Below are 21,614 nucleotides of genomic sequence, written 5' to 3' on the forward strand. Positions count from 1 at the left end.
AAGTAAACATCAGATTACGAAACCGTTTTAGCAATGCCATCACTTAATTTAAAGATAACTTTTACGAAAAACAATTTGAATTAACATTCCCTTATTTCGCAGTCAATAATTAATGCTTTGCGGGTTTCCGTAATTAAGTTTTAAATATTACCAAAGAAAAGACAGTAGGAAACTACTTTACGACATAAACAAAAAACCGTAGCTGCGCCAACAGCTACGGCCAATTAAGCATCGTGAAACCAATAACTTAATTCAATGAATTTTAAAATTACAAATTCCAGGCTAAAAAACCTATGTTTTTTAGTACCTGCTTTACTATCCCTTCAAACGGGACACAGTAAAAAAACAGTGGTTGAACCACCAAAAGCAACAACAGAGTTTGAAACAGAAGCTCTTACAACATTTTACTCCACAGCTGTACAGCAACAGCCTGTAAAAGGAAAAGTTTTAGATGAGAACGGTATGCCATTACCGGGAGCTACCATCATGGAAGCAGGTACAACAAATTCTGTTGTAACTGATATGGATGGTAATTTTGAAATTGCTGTAGCCAATGGCAAAACACTTAATATAATTTACGTAGGATACAAAACACAAAGTGTTGTAGTATCAGGCAAAGAAATTAGTGTTTCAATGATTCCTGATGCTTCGGAACTTAATGAAGTTTTAGTAGTAGGTTACGGTAAAGTAAATAAAAAAGATGCCACAGGAGCTGTAGCACAGCTTAACGAAGAACAGTTCAGACAAGGTATTAACACATCGGCAGATCAGCTTTTACAAGGTAAAGTTGCCGGTGTGAGAGTAGTGCAGACAAGCGGAGAACCAGGGGCCGGGGTAAACGTAACAATCCGTGGGGTTGGTTCTATCAGAAGCGGTAGTACACCTTTATTTGTTGTAGATGGTGTGCCATTATCTAACGACAATGTAAGTCCTGGAGGAACTGACGTAGGTTTTGGATCATCTTCAGCTAAAAACCCATTAAACTTTTTAAATACCAGTGACATAGAATCTATCACTGTATTAAAAGATGCTTCTGCTGCTGCTATATATGGTGCAAGAGGTTCTAATGGAGTTGTAATTGTTACTACAAAAAGAGGCCGTAAAGGAGAAGCTCAGTTTACTGCAGATTCTTACGCAGGTTTTTCTACAGTTGCACACAAAATTGATGTTTTAAATGCAAAACAATATAGAGAAGCCATTAAAGATCCTGCTTTTGACCATGGTGGAAATACAGACTGGCAGGATGTTATATACAGAAGTGCTGTTACTAAAAACAACTCATTATCTTTTGCGAAACAAACAAATAGTGGTAACTATTATGTTTCTGTATCGCAAATGGATCAGGAGGGTATTATTAACCAAAGTAACTTTAAGCGTACCACGGGAAGAATTAATGTTGCCGAGTCATTCTTAGATGATCAGCGCTTAAAAATTAAAGTTAATCTTACTGCCAGTGAAACTAAAGATAAAGGAGTGCCTACAAGTGATGATGGCGGATCTAACGGTCAGCTTATAATACATACACTAATGGCAAATCCTACACGTAATGTATTTGATGAGAATGGTGACTACACTAACTTTAACATGAATGCACACTACAACCCTGCTTACCTGCTTAGTATTTACGAAGATCAAACACGTACAATCAGGATTTTAGGTAATATGGAAACTTCTTTCCGACTTGCAAAAGGGCTTGAGTATAAATTAAATTTAGGTATAGACAGGTCTATGGCAGAAAGAAATACTACCATATTTGAAAACTTAACAGACCTTAACCCTAGTGGTAGATATGCACAAAACAATATGGAGTCTAAAAACTCACTGATGGAACATTACCTTACTTACAACCTTGCTGGTGAAAAGCATAAACTTGAAGTATTAGGTGGTTTTTCATACCAAAAATTTGAAAGATCAGGCAACAGCTTCACTGTTAAAGACATAGGCAAGAAAGGTGAAGGTATATCTCCTGCAATAAATCCGGGTGCTGCCGGAACACTAGCCGGAGCTTCAGGTTTTGCACAAGTTAATGAACTACAGTCTTATTTTGGTAGAGCAAATTATTCATTTAACGGTAAATACCTTTTAACTGCTTCAATAAGGGCTGATGGTTCAACCCGTTTTGGTGAAAATAATAAATATGGTTATTTCCCTTCATTCGCCGGTGGATGGAACATTGCTCAGGAAAACTTCCTTAAAGGTTCTGCAATTGTTAATTCACTTAAACTACGTGGTAGCTGGGGTCAAACAGGTAATCAGGAAGTACAAAATAAAATTACCAAAGCAAGTTATTCACTTTCAGGTGCAGATGGTTACTATCTGTATGATGATCTTGAACTTGTAAATGGTATTTCTGTTAACAGAACTCCTAACCCAGACCTTAAATGGGAGGTTGTTACTCAGTTTAACGTTGGTCTTGACTTTAGTTTATTTAATGACAGATTATATGGTACAGTTGATTATTTCAACAAAACTACAACAGACGCTATTTTAAATATACAATCTTCAGTACTTAGTCCTACTCCGGATATTTGGGTAAATATGGATGGTAAGATTGTTAATAAAGGTTTAGAGCTTATGATAGGAGGTAAAATTATTGATAACGATAACTTCTCCTGGTCATTAGATGCAAACGGTGCTACACTAGATAATGAGGTTAAAGATCTTCCTGTTTCTGAAATTCTTTCAGGTAATATATCTGGTCCGGGTCAGTCTGGGGTAACTGCAAACATTTATAAAAGCGGATATGCTGCAGGTTCATTCTATCTTCTTAAACATACAGGTTTCGATGAAAATGGTGCTAACACTTATAAAGATAAAGATGGAAACGGTATAATTAACGCTGATGACCGTTATATTATAGAAGGTGCAATACCTAAATTTAGTTATGGTATTAACAGCCAGATGCGTTATAAAAACTTCGATCTTTCATTCTCTATTATTGGTCAGACTGGCGGATACCTGCTAAATAATACAGGATTAAATGCTCTTAATATAAATAATCTTGCTTCTGACAGAAACGTAGCTACTGATTATTATACTTCTGGTGCTAATGCTTCAAATTCTCCGCAAATCTCTACGTTATTTCTTGAGAAATCAGATTTCATACGTTTAAATTCTGCCCGTTTAGGATATAACTTTAAGCCGGACAATATAAAATGGTTACAGGGTATTACATTTTATGTAACAGGACAAAACCTGCTTACTATAACAAACTACAGCGGTTATGATCCATTAATCAATAGCCCTAAACCAAATGGTGGTAACCAGTCTATTGGTATAGATTACGGAAGTTACCCTACTTCCAGAACATTTATTTTTGGTACAACTATAAAATTATAATCATGAAATTTAATAAAATATTCAATAAAACATATATGATCACTGCTTGTGCAGCCCTAGTTTTTGCAGGCTGTACCAGCCTTGATGAAGAAGTACTGGACGAAGTTCTTGGTGAAGAAGCTTCTAATTCAGCCAGTGCGCTTGCTGCTGCTTATGACCGTTTAGGCGATGGTACATTTACAGATAACGGTGGTATGATTGCAATGCAGGAATATTCAAGCGACGTAGCATTGTTACCTACACGTGGTAGCGACTGGGGTGACGGCGGAAAATGGCGTGATATGCACGAGTTCACATGGGCACCTACTAATGCTGTTATAACAAGTAACTGGTATATGCTTACTAATGGTATTACCCGTTCGTTAACTGCAATAAAAAGTGCAGAAGCAAGTAATGATAGTAACAAAAAGCTTTTTCTTGCAGAAGCTAAAACACTTTTAGCATTTTACACTTATACTACCCTTGATCTATTTGGACAGGCTCCTTACCGTGATCCCCTAGTAAAAAATGCTCCATTGGAAATTTTACAAGCCGGTACTGCTATAGATGAGCTTATTAAAGATGTAGAAGCTGTAATTCCTGATCTTGCAAACCTTGGTACACAGGGTACCCATAACGGTAGGTTTACTAAAGAAGCTGCATATGCGCTTTTAGCTCAAATGTACCTTAACCGTTCTGTATATAAAGACCGTTACAATACAACATCTGCATTTAACTTTAACGAGCCTGCTATAGATGGTAACGGTACCGATATGGATAAAGTAATTTACTATTCAAATTTAGTTATCAACTCAGGTAAATTTAATCTTGAAAGCAATTACTTTGATAATTTTTCTATTGATAATTCAGGCGGATCAGAACTTATTTTCGCTATTACACAAAAAATTGATTATATCCGGAATGGTGATAATGACCTTGCTTATATGTCTTGTGCGCGTAATCAAAGAGTATCTGCTAAAAACAGAGGAACTAACGGTTCATGTATGACTCCTGAATTTTATGCAAGCTGGGAAGGTAACCATGATGACCCAAGGTTTCACAGATATTATCAGTACAGTGATGGTACATGGTTTATGAATGATGGTACTACATTAAGTGTACCTGCTACAGATCTTGTTCCGGGAACAACCAACCCATGGTTCCATTTTAACAGAGGAATCATTGAAGGTCAGCAATATGGTCCTACACTTACTTCTTCAGGTGTATTTGAAATGACAGATGATGGAAGGATTAAAGTATCTCCTCTTGTAATGGAAAAAAGTACAACCACACCAATGGTATTTACTCCTGAACTTAATTTTGACAACCCTGCACAATCTGTACTGGCGCAAAACCAGATTAACCGTGGCGTACGTTGCTTTAAATTTGAGTTTGATCCTGAAGAAGGAAATGGTTCAAGTAAAGTAGATATACCATTGTTCCGTTTAGGAGGTGTATATACTATGAGAGCCGAAGCTTATTTCCGTAAAGGCGAAACAGGTCTTGCATTGGCAGATATTAACATACTACGTACAAGCAGAACACGTGAAGCTTTATTTGGTAATGTACCGGGTAAACCGATAGCTGCTATAGATGCAGAAATACTTTATAAAGAAATTGGTTTTGAAATGTACTGGGAAATGTGGAGAAGACCGCAAATGGTACGTTTTGGTAAATTAGACCTTGCTTTGCCCGGATCAGCCAAACCTGCCACAGAACCTTTCAGAAGAATTTTCCCTATACCACAGGGAACAATAGATGTAACTAAAGAATTTACTCAGAATAAAGGTTACAATTAATAACGTATAATGATTCCCCAATACAAAGGGCGGCCAATTGGCCGCTCTTTGCTTTTTAGTTGAATGTGCAAAAACAATATAGAGAATATATAACCCTATGACAAAAAAAAGAGCAGCGGCTTACTACCACGCTGCTCCATCATCTAATAAATCTGTTACTACTATTAATTTCAAAATTTAGTGTTTAAAAAAAAACAGGCAGGCAAATCGAATTGCACGGGGCAATACAGCATAATTTTTACGGGGGCTAAAAACGACTGTTGCCTGCCTGGTTTTCTTTATATGTATATAACTGTCTGTATTTCTTATTTCTTACACGACAAATTTGAGGATAAACTAAAATATGGCATAGGTAGAAATTACCTGTTTAGTAAAAACAGGTAATTTTACGTATCATAAAAAAATGAGATTTTAAATTACAGGCAGTTCTTCAATACGGATAATATCCTGCTGTATAGCATATATAACAAGGCCGGCAATATTCTTTGCACCTGTTTTAACAAACAGGTTATTTTTATGTCCTTCAGCCGTTCGCTGTGTAATAAAAAGAATCTCTCCTATTTCTTTTGCTGTTTTTTGCTGACATATAAGCTTTAAAACATCTATTTCCCGTTCAGACAGTAACTCTTCGTCCTGTAGTAAAGGTTTGGGTGCTTTAGCGGGAATCTGCTCTCTAAGGGCTTCCATCTGGTCGTCTTTAAAATAATAACCCTGCTTCTGAACAATACGGATAATATCTATAAGCTCAAGGGGCGATATGCCTTTAGGCAAAAAAGCTGCTACACCTGTCTTAAGCATAAAGCCCATAAAAAGCCTTTGGTAATGAGAAGAAATAACAATAACCTTAATATCAGGATAATTGTCTTTAAGATGTTGGGTTACCTCAATACCATCCATCCCTGACATTTTAAGGTCGAGTAAAATGATTTGCGGCAATGCAGGCGCTTCTGAAAGTAAGTTTAACAATTGTTCGCCACTATTGGCGGTTAATAGAACCTCAATGCCTTCAATGCTTTGAAGGTAACCTTCCAAAAGGCTTACAATAAGGGCATCGTCATCGGTTATAGCAATGGTAATGTTATTCATAAAGTGGGGGACTTTTTTATAATATAACAGCTGCAATAATAGTCGTAGTACCTTTACCCGGTACAGATTTTACTTTATACTCTGCATTAAGATATTGCATTCTTAATTCGAGGTTTGCCAGGCCAAGGCCTTTTTTTAATTGCGAGGTATCAAACCCGCAACCATTATCTTTAACTGAAAGAGCAAAAAGCTTATCGGTATATCGCAGGTGCACTATAATACTATTAGCATCCGCGTGTTTGTTAATATTTACAAGCAACTCCTGTAAAACCCGTAATACCTGTATTTTAGCCTCAGGCTTTATATCTTCGGTTTTGCGTACATCACTGCAAAATACAATTTTAAATTTTTGTTTCCATGGATTGATAATATCATCAATCAATTCTTCAATATGTGAGTATTCTAATAAGGGAGGAGTGAGATCGTGTGATATCCGGCGGGCTTCACTAATACTTTCTTCCAGTGCCTGGTCTATATCTGCTTCTGAAGCGCCTAACTGATTTTTCATTTTTATCACTACCAGCTTTCCTATAAGGCTGTCATGTAAATCACCTGCTATGCGCATACGCTCTTTTTCCTGCGCATACAAATTAGTTTCAAGTAATTTCTTTTGGTAATCTAACTGCATACGTGTTTCGCGTAAGTTAGCTTCAGTCATACGTTTGTATCCGGCATGCAGTATCCTTACCACAAAAAAGAGAAGGGTAACTATAAAAACAACTATTATCGCGATCCAGAAGGCAATAACCTTCGGGTCCTGCCATTTTTCCATATACAATGGGTTAAGTACAAATAAAATGAAACTGTAATTATCAGATTACTAAGCCAAAAGTAAAACTTTAGCCCAGACGATTCGTTGATAAGAAAATTTATGGGCAGAAAAAATATCATGTTGATAAAAAAGAAAACCAAAATAACCGAATTCAGCTTAAAATTATCCCATTTAGAATCTTTAAAAACCTTTATCTTCTCGTGAAAATAGGTCAGGGCAAGTGTAATGATGACAAAATTATCAACCACCTTAGCATACGATTGAAAATATTGAGCCGCAGTTTTATTAAGCTTTATTATTTCCCAAATAATATAAACAGTAGCTAAAAAGCATAAAACAAGAATTGAATTGTGTTTAACTTTAAAAAAATGTTTATAATAAAAAGTACTTATAACTATTAATTCCAGTAAGCTATATATAGGGAGCAATATAAGGTTAGTTCCATATATGAATTTTAATATTCTACCTGAAATATCAATGCATAACATAAGTATCATATAAATAGAAATACTTTTATGTATTCTATCTAAATCCTTATAATAAAAAAGCATTACTAATAAACTCAGAAATAAAACTGAAGGTGATAAAAAATTTACAATCTCAAGAAATTGTTTAAAAGTCATCAATTAAATTCTTGCAATAAGTAAAAATTTTCATTCGCCAATTCATCTGTTAATCCAAATGGTGGAACTGGTTCAACAAAATCATCATACACTACCTGTTTTCCTTTATCATTTGTAATGATAAGATCAGCCTGAAAATTAACTTCGGCGGCAGGAGAAGCTTTTAAAGCAAAACTTACAGTTACTTTTTCAACCTCGAAATCCTCAGTAGATATACAAAATGCTTCATACATACCAAAAGTGCTATTTATTTGCACCGGTACCCAATCATGATAATTTTTATCCCAGTTTGCAATTCTCTCTTTGGCTACAAGCGATGAAATTTCATGGCCTCCGCCACCACCTATAGGATGCACAACAAGGCATACAGAAGTATATTGATCTATAACGTCGCTATATTCCTGTTTATCGTAAGCGGAAGGAATTAAAAAGAAATATAAAATGTTATTATGAATTCCGGGATATGCATGAATAGAACCTGAAGTAGAAGCATATGCAGGAAAAGAATAGGCAAAGGTGTTGCCCTGCTCAAAAAATTTTGTTACCTGAACGCTGTTCTGTCGTATTGCTTCCCAGTTAGCAATACTTTCTTTAATTGTTTTTGAATCCATAAGAAATAATTAATTTGTTAATAATTGTAATGGAGGGGGTTTTCAACTTTAACAAAATTAACCTTTTTTTACTGACAATTACAATATAGAACAATAATTTCTTATTAATAATTTATTCAGGTTTTACAGGGAATGACAGGCTATAATCATTATAAATCAACAAGTAAAGCCAAATTTTATGAAGAAAAAAATTTAACATTACTTCTCTTATTCAATATTTAAATACAACTAATAGTCACCATCTACATAATACCAAATATTGTTTTCTTTAATAAATCTTGATTTTTCGTGGTGAATCTGAGCTTTCAGCATTTCATCCAGATAATAAGCCTTAAATTCTACTACAGTTTCAGTAAAATTCAATACCTCAAGCTTTATCCATTGATTACTTTCCGCCCATTGTAGTATTGCTTTTTTACTATGGTATTTCCTTCGTTTTGGATAGGTTGTTGCCCATAAATAGTCAGCATTATGAACAGCATAGGCCGAATAACGTGACCTCATAAGTGCTTCTGCTGCAGGAGCTTTTTTTATTCCGGTTATATAAGGCTGGCAGCACTCTTTGAACAAATTACCAGAACCGCAATAGCAAATAATATTATTCATATTAAGTGTTAATAGCCATAATAAAATTAAGTATTCCTTCTACATCCAAAACATGATGCGGATTGGTATTAAGCATTGCATTATTAGGCATAAAGGGCATTTGGGCTGTCTCCGGCATTTGCACTATAATGGCACCTCCGGCCTTTTTTATAGCCAACAGGCCTTCTGTACCATCTGCATTAGCACCCGAAAGCAATATACCTACTAAGGCGGGACCATATACTTCGGCAGCCGACTCAAAAGATACATCTATACTGGGCCTGCTATAGTTTATTTTTTCAGAGGTATCAAGTGATAGCATACCATTATTTTCAAACAATAAATGATAGTCTGATGGTGCTATATAAATAAAACCGGACTGTAACGGGGTTTTATCTTCTACTTCTTTTACCGGGATCTTAGTTTTAAATGAAATAAGCTCTTCAAGGGTTGAGTCTTCACTACTCTTTCTGTGAAGTATTAATACTATAGCAAATGAAGGGATAAAATTAAGCTGTGGCAATAACTCAATTAGTACCTCAAGACTACCTGCAGAACCTCCTATTATAAGTACTTTGCAATCTTTTGTTATTCCATTTTTTTCCATATTTTTTCTTTATTAAGCTGCTTATACCTTTTACCAAGCAAAGAAAACTTTAGTGTTTCTTTAGTACCAAGCGCCAGGTACCCAAGTTTTGAAAGGCTGTTATCAAAAAGTTCAAAAGCTCTTTCCTGAAGTTCTTTATCAAAATAAATAAGTACATTTCTGCATAATATCAAATCAAATTCATTAAATGAGCCATCAGATACAAGGCTATGTTCTGAAAAAACCATTTTTTCTGAAAGATCGCTGCTGAATTTTGCAAAGCCGTAGTTTGCCGTATAATAATCTGAAAAATCTTTTTTACCACCCGATAGCCTGTAATTTTCAGAATATTGTTTCATTGTCTGTAACGGAAATATTCCCTTTTTTGCACTATCAAGCACTTGTTGATTAATATCGGTAGCATAAATAAGTGATTTATGCAATAAATTTGCTTCCCTGAGCATTATAGCCATTGAATATACTTCTTCTCCCGAAGAACATCCTGCATGCCACAATCTAATGAAAGGTTTTGTAGCCAGAATAGGCAATATCTCTTCTCTTAGTGTTTTATAAAATAAAGGATCACGGAACATCTCGGTAACATTTACTGTCACTTCCTCTATAAGATGTTTAAAATATTCCGGTTCTGTGCGGATTTTAGAAAGCATTTCACCCAGACTCTTAAAGCCATCTATCTGATAAAGGCGTTCAATACGTCTTTTTAAAGATGCGCGGGAATATCCGCTAAAATCAAAACCGTGGTATTCAAATACTTCATTTATCAATACCTCAAGTTCACGGTCATTTATCATAGCATTCTTAAACAGTATTAAGTACTTCTAATAGTTTATCTACATCAATGGGTTTAGAAATATATCCGTCTGCTCCAGCTCTAATACATTTTTCCCTATCTCCTATCATAGCTTGTGCAGTAACCGCAATTACCGGAAGTGACTGTCTGCCGGGCAATTGCTTTATTAACGGAATAGCCTCATAGCCATCCATATCAGGCATCATCATATCCAGTAATACAACATCTGCTCTTGCATCGGTAGCCAGTAATTGTAAAGCTTCTTCTGCTCCGTTACATGAAACGCAATCATATGATTTTGCTTTTAATGTAGCGGCAAGTGCAAATATATTACGAGAATCGTCATCAACAATTAAAATCTTTTTTTTATCCATTGTAATGGTTTTATATTATTGCTGATCGTAAAGCCAAACCCTTAAAAGAGATAATAACTGATCTACATCAACCGGTTTTGTAATATAATCTGATGCTCCCGCATTAATACATTTTTCTCTGTCGCCTGTCATGGCTTTTGCCGTTACCGCAATAACAGGAAGGGTTTTATATTTACTATTTTCCCTTATTCGCGATGCCGTTTCATATCCATCCATATTAGGCATCATCATATCCAGCAGCACAACATCTATTTCAGGATGTTCTTCGAGTGCTTTAAGTGCTTCTTTACCATCAATTGCTGTAATAACTTCCATTTTAAGCACTTCCAGTGCTTTGGTAAGCGAATATATATTTCTCACATCATCATCAACAACAAGTACTGTTTTACCATTAAGCACATTATTTAAAAGGCTTAATTTTTTATAAGCATCTTTTTTGCCGTCTCCTTTTTTATTTTCTTCTACAAGATGAAGGAATAGAGATACTTCATCAAGCATTCGCTGATAAGAATGTGCTGTTTTTACAACTATTGAATCGGCATACTTTTTAATTTTAAGTTCTTCCTTCATAGAAAGGCTTTTCCCTGTAAATACAATAACAGGAAGATTTTCAAGTCCCTGATTCTTCTTAACATCGTCAAGAATTTCATAAGCATGCTGATCAGGAATTCCCATATCAAGAATTACACAATTTATATTCTGTTTGTGAAGAGCATCTACACCCTCTGTGACATCACTTTTAATTTCAGAATTAATGTTATAGGTTTCAAGGAAATAAGCCAATGCTTTTGCATGTTTAGGATTATCTTCTATAATAAGTACTTTTTGTGATTCTTTATTTATTATTTGTTCAATCCGCTTAAAAATATCGGGCATCTGCTCAAATGCTACAGGTTTGTCAAGAAAGTTAACTGCTCCTTTTAATAAGCTTTCCTGTTTCATTTTATGAGAAGACATCATATGAACCGGAATGTGCTTTGTCTGCCAGTTAGACTTCAGTTCTTCCATCACTTCCCAACCATTTTTAACTGGTAGTTCAATATCAAGTAAGATACCAACAGGCCTGTAAATTACAGCCAGGTTAAATGCATAATCACCTCTTACGGACACTACCCCCTTATACCCTCTTTTACGGGTAAAATCCAGTAAAGATTTAGCAAAATTAGTATCATCTTCAACAATTAAAATTACCTTATCTTCTTCTTTAATATCTTCTCTGTCATCAGGTATATCATCAGGAATTGTGCGGCTAAGGAATTTATTTGTTTCCTCTTCTTCTTCAAAAGCTATTTCTTCCTTCTCATTATCAGTAGCAGCAGTATCATTAAGTTTAATTCTGTCTACAATAACCTTTGAAGTACCTGAAACAGGAATTGTAAGTATAAATTCACTACCATGGTCAGGCTCACTATGAAGCGTAATTTCGCCTTTAAGTAGTTTTGCCAGTTCACGACTTATAGAAAGCCCCAGTCCTGTACCTCCATATTTACGTTTGGTAGAACCATCTGCTTGTTGAAAAGCTTCAAATATAAGAGGCTGCTTTTCGTAAGGAATACCTATACCTGTGTCTTTAACACTAAAAGTAACCAGCTTATCGCTGTCATGATGCTTTTTAATTTCCAGAGTTACCGATCCTTCGGCAGTAAATTTAATAGCATTTGATATAAGGTTCTTAAGTATTTGCTCTAATCGTACTTTATCTGTTTTTAATACTAAAGGAGCCTGGTCTGAAATTATATTGAACGCGATATTTTTTTGTTTTGCAACTTCATTAAACAGTGCTTTTAAACTATCTGTAATTTCTTTTGTTGAAATATCTATAAATTCAAGCTCCATTTTTCCTGCCTCAATTTTAGAAAGGTCAAGAATTTCATCTATAAGGCCTAAGAGTCCATTACCCGAGCTTTGAATTACTTTAGCAAATTCTATTTGCTCCTCATTCATGTTTTTATCATTGTTCTCTGAAAGAAGCCTGCTCAATAACAAAATTGAGTTAAGTGGTGTTCTTAGCTCATGTGACATATTTGCTAAAAATTCCGATTTGTATCTTGTACTTAATTCAAGATCTTCCGATTTTTTCTGAATTTCAACATTACGTTCTTCAAGCAATACGCTGCGTTCTGCCAATTCTTCATTTGTTTGCTGCAATTCTTCCTGCTGAACCCTTAATTCTTCCTCAGATGCCTGCAGTTTTTGAGTCTGTGCTTCAAGTTCGGCATTTATATTTTCCATTTCGCTATGCTGCATCCTTAATTCTTCAGATTGCGACTGGGTTTCTTCCAGCAATTCCTGTAAACGCTTCCTGTTTTGGGCGGCGGTAATCGCAATACCAATATTATTTGCCGCTGCCTTTAAAAAGTCAATATTCTTTTTAGAAAATTCCTTAACAGACGCCAACTCTACAACACCGGTAACCTTATCGTCAATTAACGGAACTGCAACAACATGTGCAGGTTTTGCCTCACCTAATGCATAAGAAATTTTAATATCCTCAGGAGATAAAGATTTTAATTCCATTAATTTTCCTGAAACTGCAGCCTGCCCTAACAGACCTTCACCTATTTTAAAACGCTCACGGTTTTTATTTGGCACATAACTATATCCGGCAGTAGATACTAATTCATGTCCTTCGATCACATATAAAACTCCTGCACTACTATTTGTATAAATTGCAAGCTGCTGAACAACATCTGATGTTAACTGCTGTATATTTTTTTCACCAATCATTACATCATTAAGCGCAGCTATACCTGATTGCAACCATTCGTTATCTGAAAGTGTTTTAAAAGACTTATCGAGCTCGGTTGCCATATTATTTAATGAAATACCTACACTCCCTAATGCATCGCTTTCACTATCTTCAACCCTGACTTCGTAGTTACCTGAAGCTATTTGCCCGGCTATACTGCTTATAACCCTTATTCTTTCAGCTGTTTCCCTGTCTGCCTCTTCAAGTTTAAGCTGTAATTTAAGTCTTTCATTAAAATCTCTTAATATCCTTGCAAAAAATATAACACTTATAAGTAATGCTATTAATGCCGCAGCAACTATAAGTACAGAACTATACATGCCATAATTTTCAGAAGCTGCATTGCGTTCAGAAAGCAGCCTTTGCTCTTCGTTTTCCATACGCTTCAATACCAAACGTATTTGCTGCATAATCTGGCGTCCATTATCAAGCTCGTCTGCAGATATAAGACCTCCATCCATTTTATCTTTAACTCGCTCTCTCAGGTATAGATAAAATGCTTTAGTGAGCGGGCGCAGCTCTTTAATATTGTTTTGCTGCCTCTGATTATCGGAAGTAAGAGAATCAAGCCTGTCAATATATCTCCCTGTATCGGTATCGGCATTTTCGTAGCGTTTAAGAAAATCATCCTTACCGGTAACTAAAAACCCACGCATACTTGCCTGGGCATCTACCATTACCGAAGTTGCTTCGTTAATGTTATAAATTACCTCCTGAGTATGTGTAACCAGCGAATTACTGTTTAAAAGACTCCTGATACTTAAAAAAGAAGCTGTTGAACTCACTAAAAGAATAAGAACTGATATTCCTGAGCTAACAAATAAATTTCTTTTAAAATTACTGTTCATATATAAGTAAGGTTTATTATAATGGTAATACAATTATAAAGCTGGCTCCATTATCAGGACTGCTTTTAGCTGTTATTATACCGTTGTGTTTTTCTACAATTTTATTAGCTATAGCCAATCCTATCCCTGTACCCTCGTAAGCGTTCCTGTCGTTAAGACTCTGAAATATCTTAAATATTTTGTCAAGATATATTTCTTTAAATCCTATACCATTATCAGTAACTGTTATCCTGCAATATTTTCCTGTTGAAGACGGTTCGCTGTTGAAGCTCTTTTCGGCTATTATTTCAGCGCTGATTTCAATAACGGGTGCAACATTTTCTTTAGAAAATTTAAGGGAATTACTTATAAGATTTTGAAATAGTTGTCTTAACTGGCTGGAAACACAAGTAACTTCGGGAAGATCATCAATTTTAATTATAGCTTGTTTAGCTTCAATAATATAATCAAGGTCGGCTAATACTTCATTCATTATTACATTAAGATCACATTTTTTAGCAACAACTTCTGAAGAAAGCCTTGAATAATCTATAAGGTCGGTTATAAGATTAGACATGCGCTCTGCTGATTTAATTGTGCGCCGAATATAATCTTTAGCAGTTTCATTATCGGGCAGAAAACGCTCATCTATAATTTTTATGAAAGTCTCTATTTTTCTGAGGGGTTCTTTTAAATCATGCGATACAACCCATGCAAATTGCTGAAGTTCATGATTACTAAATTCCAGTTTCTCATTTTTATCTAAGAGTTCCTGAGTACGTTCAATCACTTTAATCTCAAGATTTTCCTGCGCTTCTTTCCTAATTTCAATTTCTTTAGACAGCAGGTCTCTTATATTTTTTAATTCCTGTTTCTGCTCATAAAGCTTAAGAAAGCTTTTTACTTTAAGAATGAGCAGATCGGGATCTACAGGTTTAGTAATATAGTCTACCCCCCCTGTTTCATACCCTTTGGATATAAATCTTTTTTCTTTATTTACAGCCGATAAAAATATAACCGGAATATCTTTTGTTCTATTACTGCCTGCAAGTATTTCTACCACTTCAAAACCATCCATACCCGGCATCTGAACGTCCATTATAATAAGGGAGTAATCTTTCTTAAGGATTTTTTTTAATGCCTCTTCTCCTGATTCTGCTATATCAGCTTCAAGTCGGTGCAGTTCTAATACCTTTTTTAAAGCAATAATATTCGCTCTTATATCGTCTACAATCAATATCATATTAAAAAGCTAGTTTTGTTAATTCAGTACTTAAACTGCGTTTTATAATATGAATGATTTTCAAAATCGACTGAATAAGTGAACTATTGAATATAGCCATTGTATATATAAGTCTCTCTGCCATAAAAGGTATTTCCTTAAATGGCAGAGGATCATTATTATTATTTTTTGTAAGGATAGGTCGCATTGTTTTACTCACATTTCAAAAGTAAATAAACAAATGTTAAAGACCTGTTAATTTTCGTTATGAACATATACAGGTTATCTTACAACATTATACACTGGCAACGCTAATATATAGTAATCATTTAGTGATTTAACATAAAATAATGATTACAAAAAATTAGATAATTTTCACTTATTATTAAAGGTTGTTTCTTTCCATTCATCAGTTCGGAAAGAAGAAGCAGGGAGTTTGGAATAATTAATCAGGTTGCCTTCAGGATTATCTGCCCAATTATAACGTACTGTTACAGGCTCTTTAACTTGTGCAGAGGTAACAACAATTGTATTGCCTTCTATTTTTGCATCGGCCCAATAGAACACTTTATCTTTACCTGCAATGGCAAATCCTTTTAAAATTTTATCATTCCCACTTGTTGTCAGGCCATTATTGTACTCAAAAGAAAGTGTGATGCTGTTACCTGAAATCTTGTAAGATTTATACAGAGGCCCTGAGTAATCTACCTTCATACCATAAACTTTTGCCAAGGCTATATTCGCCAGTCTGTAACCTACATCCTGTTTATTTTTAGGGTGAATATCTCCGGCATCCCCTATATCTGTAGCAACAGCCATTCCTGTATGAGGCACTTTCAGGGTTTTGAATTGCGCCTCGCGAAGTTCTGCCCAGGCAGATGGTCCGGGTTCCGGTTTTCTTTTCATGTAATTAGCGAGTTGCACATAAAAAAATGGTAAATCTTTATCGTTGAATTTTTCACGCCAGTCAGCAATTAACATTGGAAATAAAGTCTGATATTGATATGCCCTGTCTGCATTGCTCTCACCCTGATACCATATTACTCCCGCAATGGGCAGTTTTATAACAGGATTAATCATAGCATTGTAAAGAGTTGTTGGCCTGTTTTGTCCCTGTGGGATATATGGCCTTGCAGGAAGTTCATTATAATTTACACCAACTGCATATTTCCAGTCTCCTGCCAATTCAAGAGTTTTGTTACCCTCTTTTAAAACTAGATCATTTTCTTTACCATAAACACCTCCCCCGCCTCCACTATCTGCTATTCTAAGGCTTATTACATTTCCATTCTCTTTCCAAACAGAAGATGGAATGACATACTTACGCTGCACATTATATCCGCTAGTGGCACCTATATAGTTACCATTTACCCAGAGTTTATCATCATCATCAGCATAAAATTCTAATACCAGGTCTTTGCCAAGCATATCTTTAGGCAAATCAATTTCTTTACGGAACCAGACAATACCATCAAAATCAGTAAGAACATCGTTTTCCCAAAACTGGGGTAATCTCATAGTTTTCCAGTTGGTATCGTTAAAATCTTTACTTTGCCAGTTGCCCTGTGATCCTCTTTCAGCTTTTTCCATAGCAATATTCCATACTTTAATATCCGCATCAAATTGCTTTTGCATTGCTTCTCTGTCAAAATCAGATTCCAAAGCCTTGATACCCGCATCAAAATCATGAATTTGTTTAAGAGCCCCGCTGCTTATCCATGCTTCAATAACAGTACCTCCCCATGAACTATGCAGCAACCCTATAGGAATATGTTTTTGCTCATAAATTCTTTTAGCAAAAAAGTAAGCTGTAGCCGAAAAATCAGCAATGGTATTAGGACTGCAAACCTGCCATCCTCCATGCTGTACTTTTAGATCATTTAAAGGAACTGCACTATCAATATGCTCCGCCTGCAAAAGGCGTATCTCAGGATAATTTGCGTTGCTTATCTCTTCTTTATAATTATTGATTTTTCCCCAGCCTTGAAGCGGCATTTCCATATTGCTTTGTCCGGAACATAACCACACTTCTCCGATCAATATATTATCAAGGGTTAAAACATTATCATCATTTATAGTAATTGTAAACGGACCACCATAGGCAGGTGTCTTTAAAGTTACGTCCCAACTGCCTTTAAAATTTGCTTTGGCAGTATATGTTTTTTTATCCCAGGAAGAAATTACTGTTATGGTACTATTAGGCTTTGCCTCTCCCCATAACGGAACAGAAGCCTTTTGCTGCAATACCATATTACTAGTAAAAAAAGACGGCAAAGTAACTTTTGCCAAAACATTTGTAAAAGCCCCGGCTACCATAACAAATGCTAACAAAGTGTTTTTTAAAGAATTTTTCATTTAAATGTTTTTTGGAAATGTAAAAGAAGGATAATAAATCCTTTTTATTATAAATAGATACCGAAAATTACACATAAAAAATAATTTTCATAGCATTTTTATATTTTAGCAAACAGTTATTAAATTCATTATACGATACAGACCATTTTTTTTCATCATTTTGCATATATCTTTATGCCCTGACTAATACATTTCTTAATATATATGCAGAATTACATCCTGGTTTTATTATTATTTATTACTACTATAAACGCTCAACAGCGTAATGACACTCTAACCAATGTAAGTATAGATACCCTTAGATCAAGTCCTAATACTTCCAAAAGTCAGTTTGGTTATAAACAGTTAATAATACCCGGAATGTTAATTGGATATGGTTTTGTAGGCTTAAATAATAAATGGATACAAAGTGCGGATAAAGAGGTACGGAATGGTTTTAAAAATAATACACATACATCTATAGACCAGTTTACCCTTTATGTTCCTGCCGCTACAGTATATGCTCTTAATGCCATAGGTGTAAAAGGAAAACATAATTTTAAAGATCGTACGGTAATTTTTGCAAGTGCCACGCTTATTTCAAACATAACGGTTAAATATCTTAAATCTGCAACCCATGTAACACGTCCTAACGGACTGGTAGATAATTCTTTCCCTTCAGGCCATACAACAGCAGCCTTTGTAGGTGCAGAGTTTTTATGGCAGGAATATAAAGATGTTTCTATATGGTATGGCGTAGGAGGTTTTACCGTTGCGGGTGCTACAGGAGTTATGAGGCTTATTAATGATCGCCATTGGGTTAGTGATATTATTGCAGGTGCCGGTATAGGCATACTTAGCACCAAAGCTGCCTATTGGTTGCACCCCTTTGTAAATAGGATATTATTTGGCCGGGAAGAGAAAAAAATACTGCAATGTTTTTACCATTTTATAATGGAAACGAAGCCGGGGGGAGTTTTGTAATGCAATTTTAAAACATATAGATACTATTTCTTGTCATAGTTCAATGCTATGGCAAATTGTTTGCTGCAACTTTGTACAGTAAAACAAAGTAGTATGGAAAAGATAAACATCCTTTATATAGGCAGGCATCCTGAAATTCTGGAAACCGTAGTGCGCCTTATAAATAACAATGAAAACTGGTCGGGTTACGGCGCCGGCAGCGATGAAGAAGCTATTTCCTTTTTTAAGAAAATTAATTTTGATCTTGTATTGCTCGGTTGTGGGATACCGAAGGAAAGCGAAGATATACTAACAAATACTTTTTTAACACATAGCCCAAAATGCAGGATCATTCAACATTATGGTGGTGGCAGTGGTTTGTTAAGCAACGAAATATTATCTGCATTAAACAAAACATATGTATAAAAAAAGAGGCAGTCTTTAGCTGCCTCTTTTTAGTTTTCTTTATAAAGGACATAATCTTTATAATATAAAGTATCATTTTTAAAGTTGCCATGGGAAGTTAACCCTGAATGATCTTTATAAAATATATGATCATCATTAATAATATAAGTTCCATTTTCGGTAGTTCCGCCTTTCTTTACTTCTGTATAACTACCATCATGTAATAATACATATTGTACTACAGCATTTTTAGTTATCCATTTACCTTCATAATGGGTATTAGATTCTATTTTAGGTGAATGATTAGTCTTAGGTTTTATTAAAGCGCTGACAGATAATAGTCCTGCCATTGCAAGGGTAGCTATAACAGATAAAAGTAATCCGCTAAGCATCATGTAAATTGCTTTCATAATTTTTTGATTTAATGATTAATAATTGAAAATATTCGGCAAACGACTCTATCCTGATTAGGGATTTTTACAAACAATGCCTAATTAAGACTTATACTGTTTGTTACCAGCGGTTTTAACCATTCAGATTTAAAAGGTATAGCAAGCGGTGTTATACTAAATGGTTTTTGAAGCCATAATTTGCACTGATTTGCAAAATCTGTTACATGAGGTTGTAACAAATGTTTTTCAAGTGTACGCTCGCCAGACCATGTTTCTAACACATAATACTCTAATTCATTATTGTCTGACCTAAATACTTCATATCGAAGTACACCCTGTTCATTTTTACTTATGTCAGCCAGATAATTAAGTGCATTTTTAAGCTTTACAGATGATTCTCTGTCTTTTGCTATAAAGCTTACTAATAAAGTTTTTATTGCATTTATCGATGATTGCTCCATGATAACCGCTTTTAATATTTGTGAAACAAATTTACGCTACTATTAAAAATTAAAGATTGTAAGATTCACAGCATTGATTACACAATTCAAACATTTTATAAAAAATAACGGCTCCATTTAAGAGCCGTTTCATTTTTTTAGTTTTCAAAGTTTGTAGCCGTAGCAATTTCTCTTACCGACTCAAGATCTTTTTCCACATCTTTAATTTTTACTTCTGCCAGATGATAAGCATCAGGTCCAAGGAAAAGCTGTACAGGAGGTTGCTGCATTGAAGCCACTTTAATCATTACCGAAGCTGCTTTATCTGGATCTCCGGGCTGATTATTATTTATATCTTTTTCATGAAGCTGCTGCGAATCCCTTACGGTTTTATATGCATCCATTACATTTTTTGGTGTACTGAGCGATGAATCGTTTAAGAAGTTAGTTCTGAAATATCCGGGAGATACTACAGTAGCATTAATACCAAACGGTTTAACTTCTGCAGCAAGCGATTCGGTAAAGCCATGTACTGCAAACTTAGTAGCACAATAAATACCAAATCCGGGGAAATTACCTGTAAAACCACCTATAGAAGCAATATTAAAAATATGACCTGATTGTTGTTTTCTTAATTGCGGTAATACATGGCGAATAACATTAAGTGACCCGAATACATTTACATCAAAATTTTGCCTGCTTTCTGCATCTGTAAGCTCCTCTAGTGCTCCCAAAAGCCCATATCCTGCGTTGTTTACCACTACATCAAGACTGCCAAAACGGTTAATTGTTTTATTTACAGCTTCAGCTACACTCTCTTCATTTAAAATATCTACAGCAAGAGGTAAAAAGTTAGCATGACTGCCTACCGCATTCTCAAGATCAGTAAGGCTTCTTGATGTAGCCGCCACGCTGTAATTTTCATTTAACAAACGTTTAACAAGGCTAAGGCCTAAGCCTTTTGAAGCACCCGTAACGAACCATACTTTTTGGTTTGAATTTTCCATTTTTGTTTTTGTAATTAATTGTTATTATTTGATGAGGCAAAGTTAAGACAGCGGTAAATCCCTGTTATTGCCGCATACAAAGCAATATTTGTTTAAATCAAACAATCAATAAGTTAGTTTTCATATCCTTTTAAAAACACAAAAGCCGCTTATGCGGCTTTTGTGTTTTTTTATGGTTTGTTATTACGCAGGTACCGATGTGATTTGCAATAAAAGAGAATCAATATCAAAATTAGAATTAGCTTTTACTATCGTTCCGTTTTCAAGATAATATACATCACAAAACCCAATTTCTATTAATGATTCGCTCATATCTATATCTTCATCAATAAAAGAAAAACCTTTATATGTGCCTCTTTCTATACCCTGTACTATAACATAATTATCATAGGCAATGAGATTTTTTATTTCAAAAGTGGCATCAGGAAACATACTGAATCTGTTTTGCCATGAAACAGTAAGAGATTCTTCACCTGTAGTAGTTGTATTAAAAGGAATATCAAACCATTCACTTTTTGCATCGCTAATATCATTAAGATATTCAAAATTTCTTTGGTTAACGGCGGCATACAGCCCCTGTATAACAGCAGCATTCTTTTCGTTTTTCATCTTACCTTATTTTAATGAGTTGGACTATTGATTTGGATGATACAAAACTACTATCAAAAAAACAGGCAATTATTGCATTATACAAAGTATTGATTATATAA

The 21,614-nt window shown here is 34.9% G+C and carries 18 protein-coding genes; 4 read left to right on the forward strand and 14 right to left on the reverse strand.

Translation table 11 applies throughout. From position 1 onward, the window contains the following. The first annotated feature begins 255 nt into the window (after positions 1-255). Both NHE85_RS15910 and NHE85_RS15915 read left to right on the forward strand, forming a co-directional pair. Complete coding sequence (locus tag NHE85_RS15910; protein WP_252813126.1) at positions 256-3,339, forward strand: TonB-dependent receptor; 3,084 nt, start codon at positions 256-258, stop codon at positions 3,337-3,339. 2 nt (positions 3,340-3,341) lie between these two features. Next, positions 3,342-5,117 carry a RagB/SusD family nutrient uptake outer membrane protein gene (locus NHE85_RS15915; RefSeq protein ID WP_252813127.1) on the forward strand — a complete coding sequence of 592 codons (1,776 nt, stop codon included), beginning with the start codon at positions 3,342-3,344 and terminating at the stop codon, positions 5,115-5,117. A gap of 411 nt (positions 5,118-5,528) precedes the next feature. Here NHE85_RS15915 and NHE85_RS15920 read toward each other — a convergent pair whose 3' ends face one another. From NHE85_RS15920 to NHE85_RS15965, 10 genes are all read right to left on the reverse strand, one after another. Then, positions 5,529-6,203 carry a response regulator transcription factor gene (locus tag NHE85_RS15920; protein WP_252813128.1) on the reverse strand — a complete coding sequence of 225 codons (675 nt, stop codon included), beginning with the start codon at positions 6,201-6,203 and terminating at the stop codon, positions 5,529-5,531. Between the two features lie 16 nt (positions 6,204-6,219). Next, entirely contained in the window at positions 6,220-6,975 is a 756-nt protein-coding gene (locus NHE85_RS15925; protein ID WP_252813129.1) for a sensor histidine kinase, read from the reverse strand. A gap of 622 nt (positions 6,976-7,597) precedes the next feature. After that, positions 7,598-8,209, reverse strand: coding sequence for a hypothetical protein (locus NHE85_RS15930; protein WP_252813130.1), 612 nt, complete (start codon positions 8,207-8,209; stop codon positions 7,598-7,600). Positions 8,210-8,437: 228 nt separating this feature from the next. Continuing rightward, complete coding sequence (locus tag NHE85_RS15935) at positions 8,438-8,815, reverse strand: YchJ family protein (protein ID WP_252813131.1); 378 nt, start codon at positions 8,813-8,815, stop codon at positions 8,438-8,440. A 1-nt stretch (position 8,816) separates the two neighbouring features. After that, the gene (locus tag NHE85_RS15940; RefSeq protein WP_252813132.1) at positions 8,817-9,401 is read right to left on the reverse strand and encodes a chemotaxis protein CheB; all 585 of its coding nucleotides are present in this window, start codon (positions 9,399-9,401) and stop codon (positions 8,817-8,819) included. Continuing rightward, positions 9,383-10,192, reverse strand: a complete 810-nt coding sequence (locus NHE85_RS15945; RefSeq protein ID WP_252813133.1) for a protein-glutamate O-methyltransferase CheR — start codon at positions 10,190-10,192, stop codon at positions 9,383-9,385. The genes NHE85_RS15940 and NHE85_RS15945 overlap by 19 nt, the downstream gene beginning before the upstream one ends. 7 nt (positions 10,193-10,199) lie before the next feature. Further along, positions 10,200-10,565, reverse strand: a complete 366-nt coding sequence (locus NHE85_RS15950) for a response regulator (RefSeq protein WP_252813134.1) — start codon at positions 10,563-10,565, stop codon at positions 10,200-10,202. Positions 10,566-10,580: 15 nt separating this feature from the next. Next, positions 10,581-14,162, reverse strand: a complete 3,582-nt coding sequence (locus tag NHE85_RS15955) for a response regulator (protein WP_252813135.1) — start codon at positions 14,160-14,162, stop codon at positions 10,581-10,583. 16 nt (positions 14,163-14,178) lie between these two features. After that, positions 14,179-15,384: a response regulator gene (locus tag NHE85_RS15960; protein WP_252813136.1), complete on the reverse strand. Its 1,206-nt coding sequence runs from the start codon at positions 15,382-15,384 to the stop codon at positions 14,179-14,181. Between the two features lie 354 nt (positions 15,385-15,738). Then, positions 15,739-17,718: a sialate O-acetylesterase gene (locus NHE85_RS15965; RefSeq protein ID WP_252813137.1), complete on the reverse strand. Its 1,980-nt coding sequence runs from the start codon at positions 17,716-17,718 to the stop codon at positions 15,739-15,741. 204 nt (positions 17,719-17,922) lie between these two features. Here NHE85_RS15965 and NHE85_RS15970 point away from each other — a divergent pair, with 204 nt between their 5' ends. Next, the gene (locus NHE85_RS15970; RefSeq protein WP_252813138.1) at positions 17,923-18,681 is read left to right on the forward strand and encodes a phosphatase PAP2 family protein; all 759 of its coding nucleotides are present in this window, start codon (positions 17,923-17,925) and stop codon (positions 18,679-18,681) included. A gap of 93 nt (positions 18,682-18,774) precedes the next feature. Beyond that, positions 18,775-19,086, forward strand: a complete 312-nt coding sequence (locus NHE85_RS15975; RefSeq protein ID WP_252813139.1) for a hypothetical protein — start codon at positions 18,775-18,777, stop codon at positions 19,084-19,086. A 29-nt stretch (positions 19,087-19,115) separates the two neighbouring features. Here NHE85_RS15975 and NHE85_RS15980 read toward each other — a convergent pair whose 3' ends face one another. From NHE85_RS15980 to NHE85_RS15995, 4 genes are all read right to left on the reverse strand, one after another. Continuing rightward, complete coding sequence (locus tag NHE85_RS15980) at positions 19,116-19,475, reverse strand: Atu4866 domain-containing protein (protein ID WP_252813140.1); 360 nt, start codon at positions 19,473-19,475, stop codon at positions 19,116-19,118. A gap of 80 nt (positions 19,476-19,555) precedes the next feature. Continuing rightward, the gene (locus tag NHE85_RS15985; protein WP_252813141.1) at positions 19,556-19,918 is read right to left on the reverse strand and encodes a putative quinol monooxygenase; all 363 of its coding nucleotides are present in this window, start codon (positions 19,916-19,918) and stop codon (positions 19,556-19,558) included. A gap of 137 nt (positions 19,919-20,055) precedes the next feature. Further along, positions 20,056-20,904: an SDR family oxidoreductase gene (locus NHE85_RS15990; protein ID WP_252813142.1), complete on the reverse strand. Its 849-nt coding sequence runs from the start codon at positions 20,902-20,904 to the stop codon at positions 20,056-20,058. 183 nt (positions 20,905-21,087) lie between these two features. After that, complete coding sequence (locus NHE85_RS15995) at positions 21,088-21,513, reverse strand: nuclear transport factor 2 family protein (protein WP_252813143.1); 426 nt, start codon at positions 21,511-21,513, stop codon at positions 21,088-21,090. Positions 21,514-21,614 lie beyond the last annotated feature (101 nt).

The sequence above is a fragment of the Flavobacterium sp. NRK1 genome (assembly GCF_024054175.1).
GTDB lineage: Bacteria > Bacteroidota > Bacteroidia > Flavobacteriales > Flavobacteriaceae > Flavobacterium.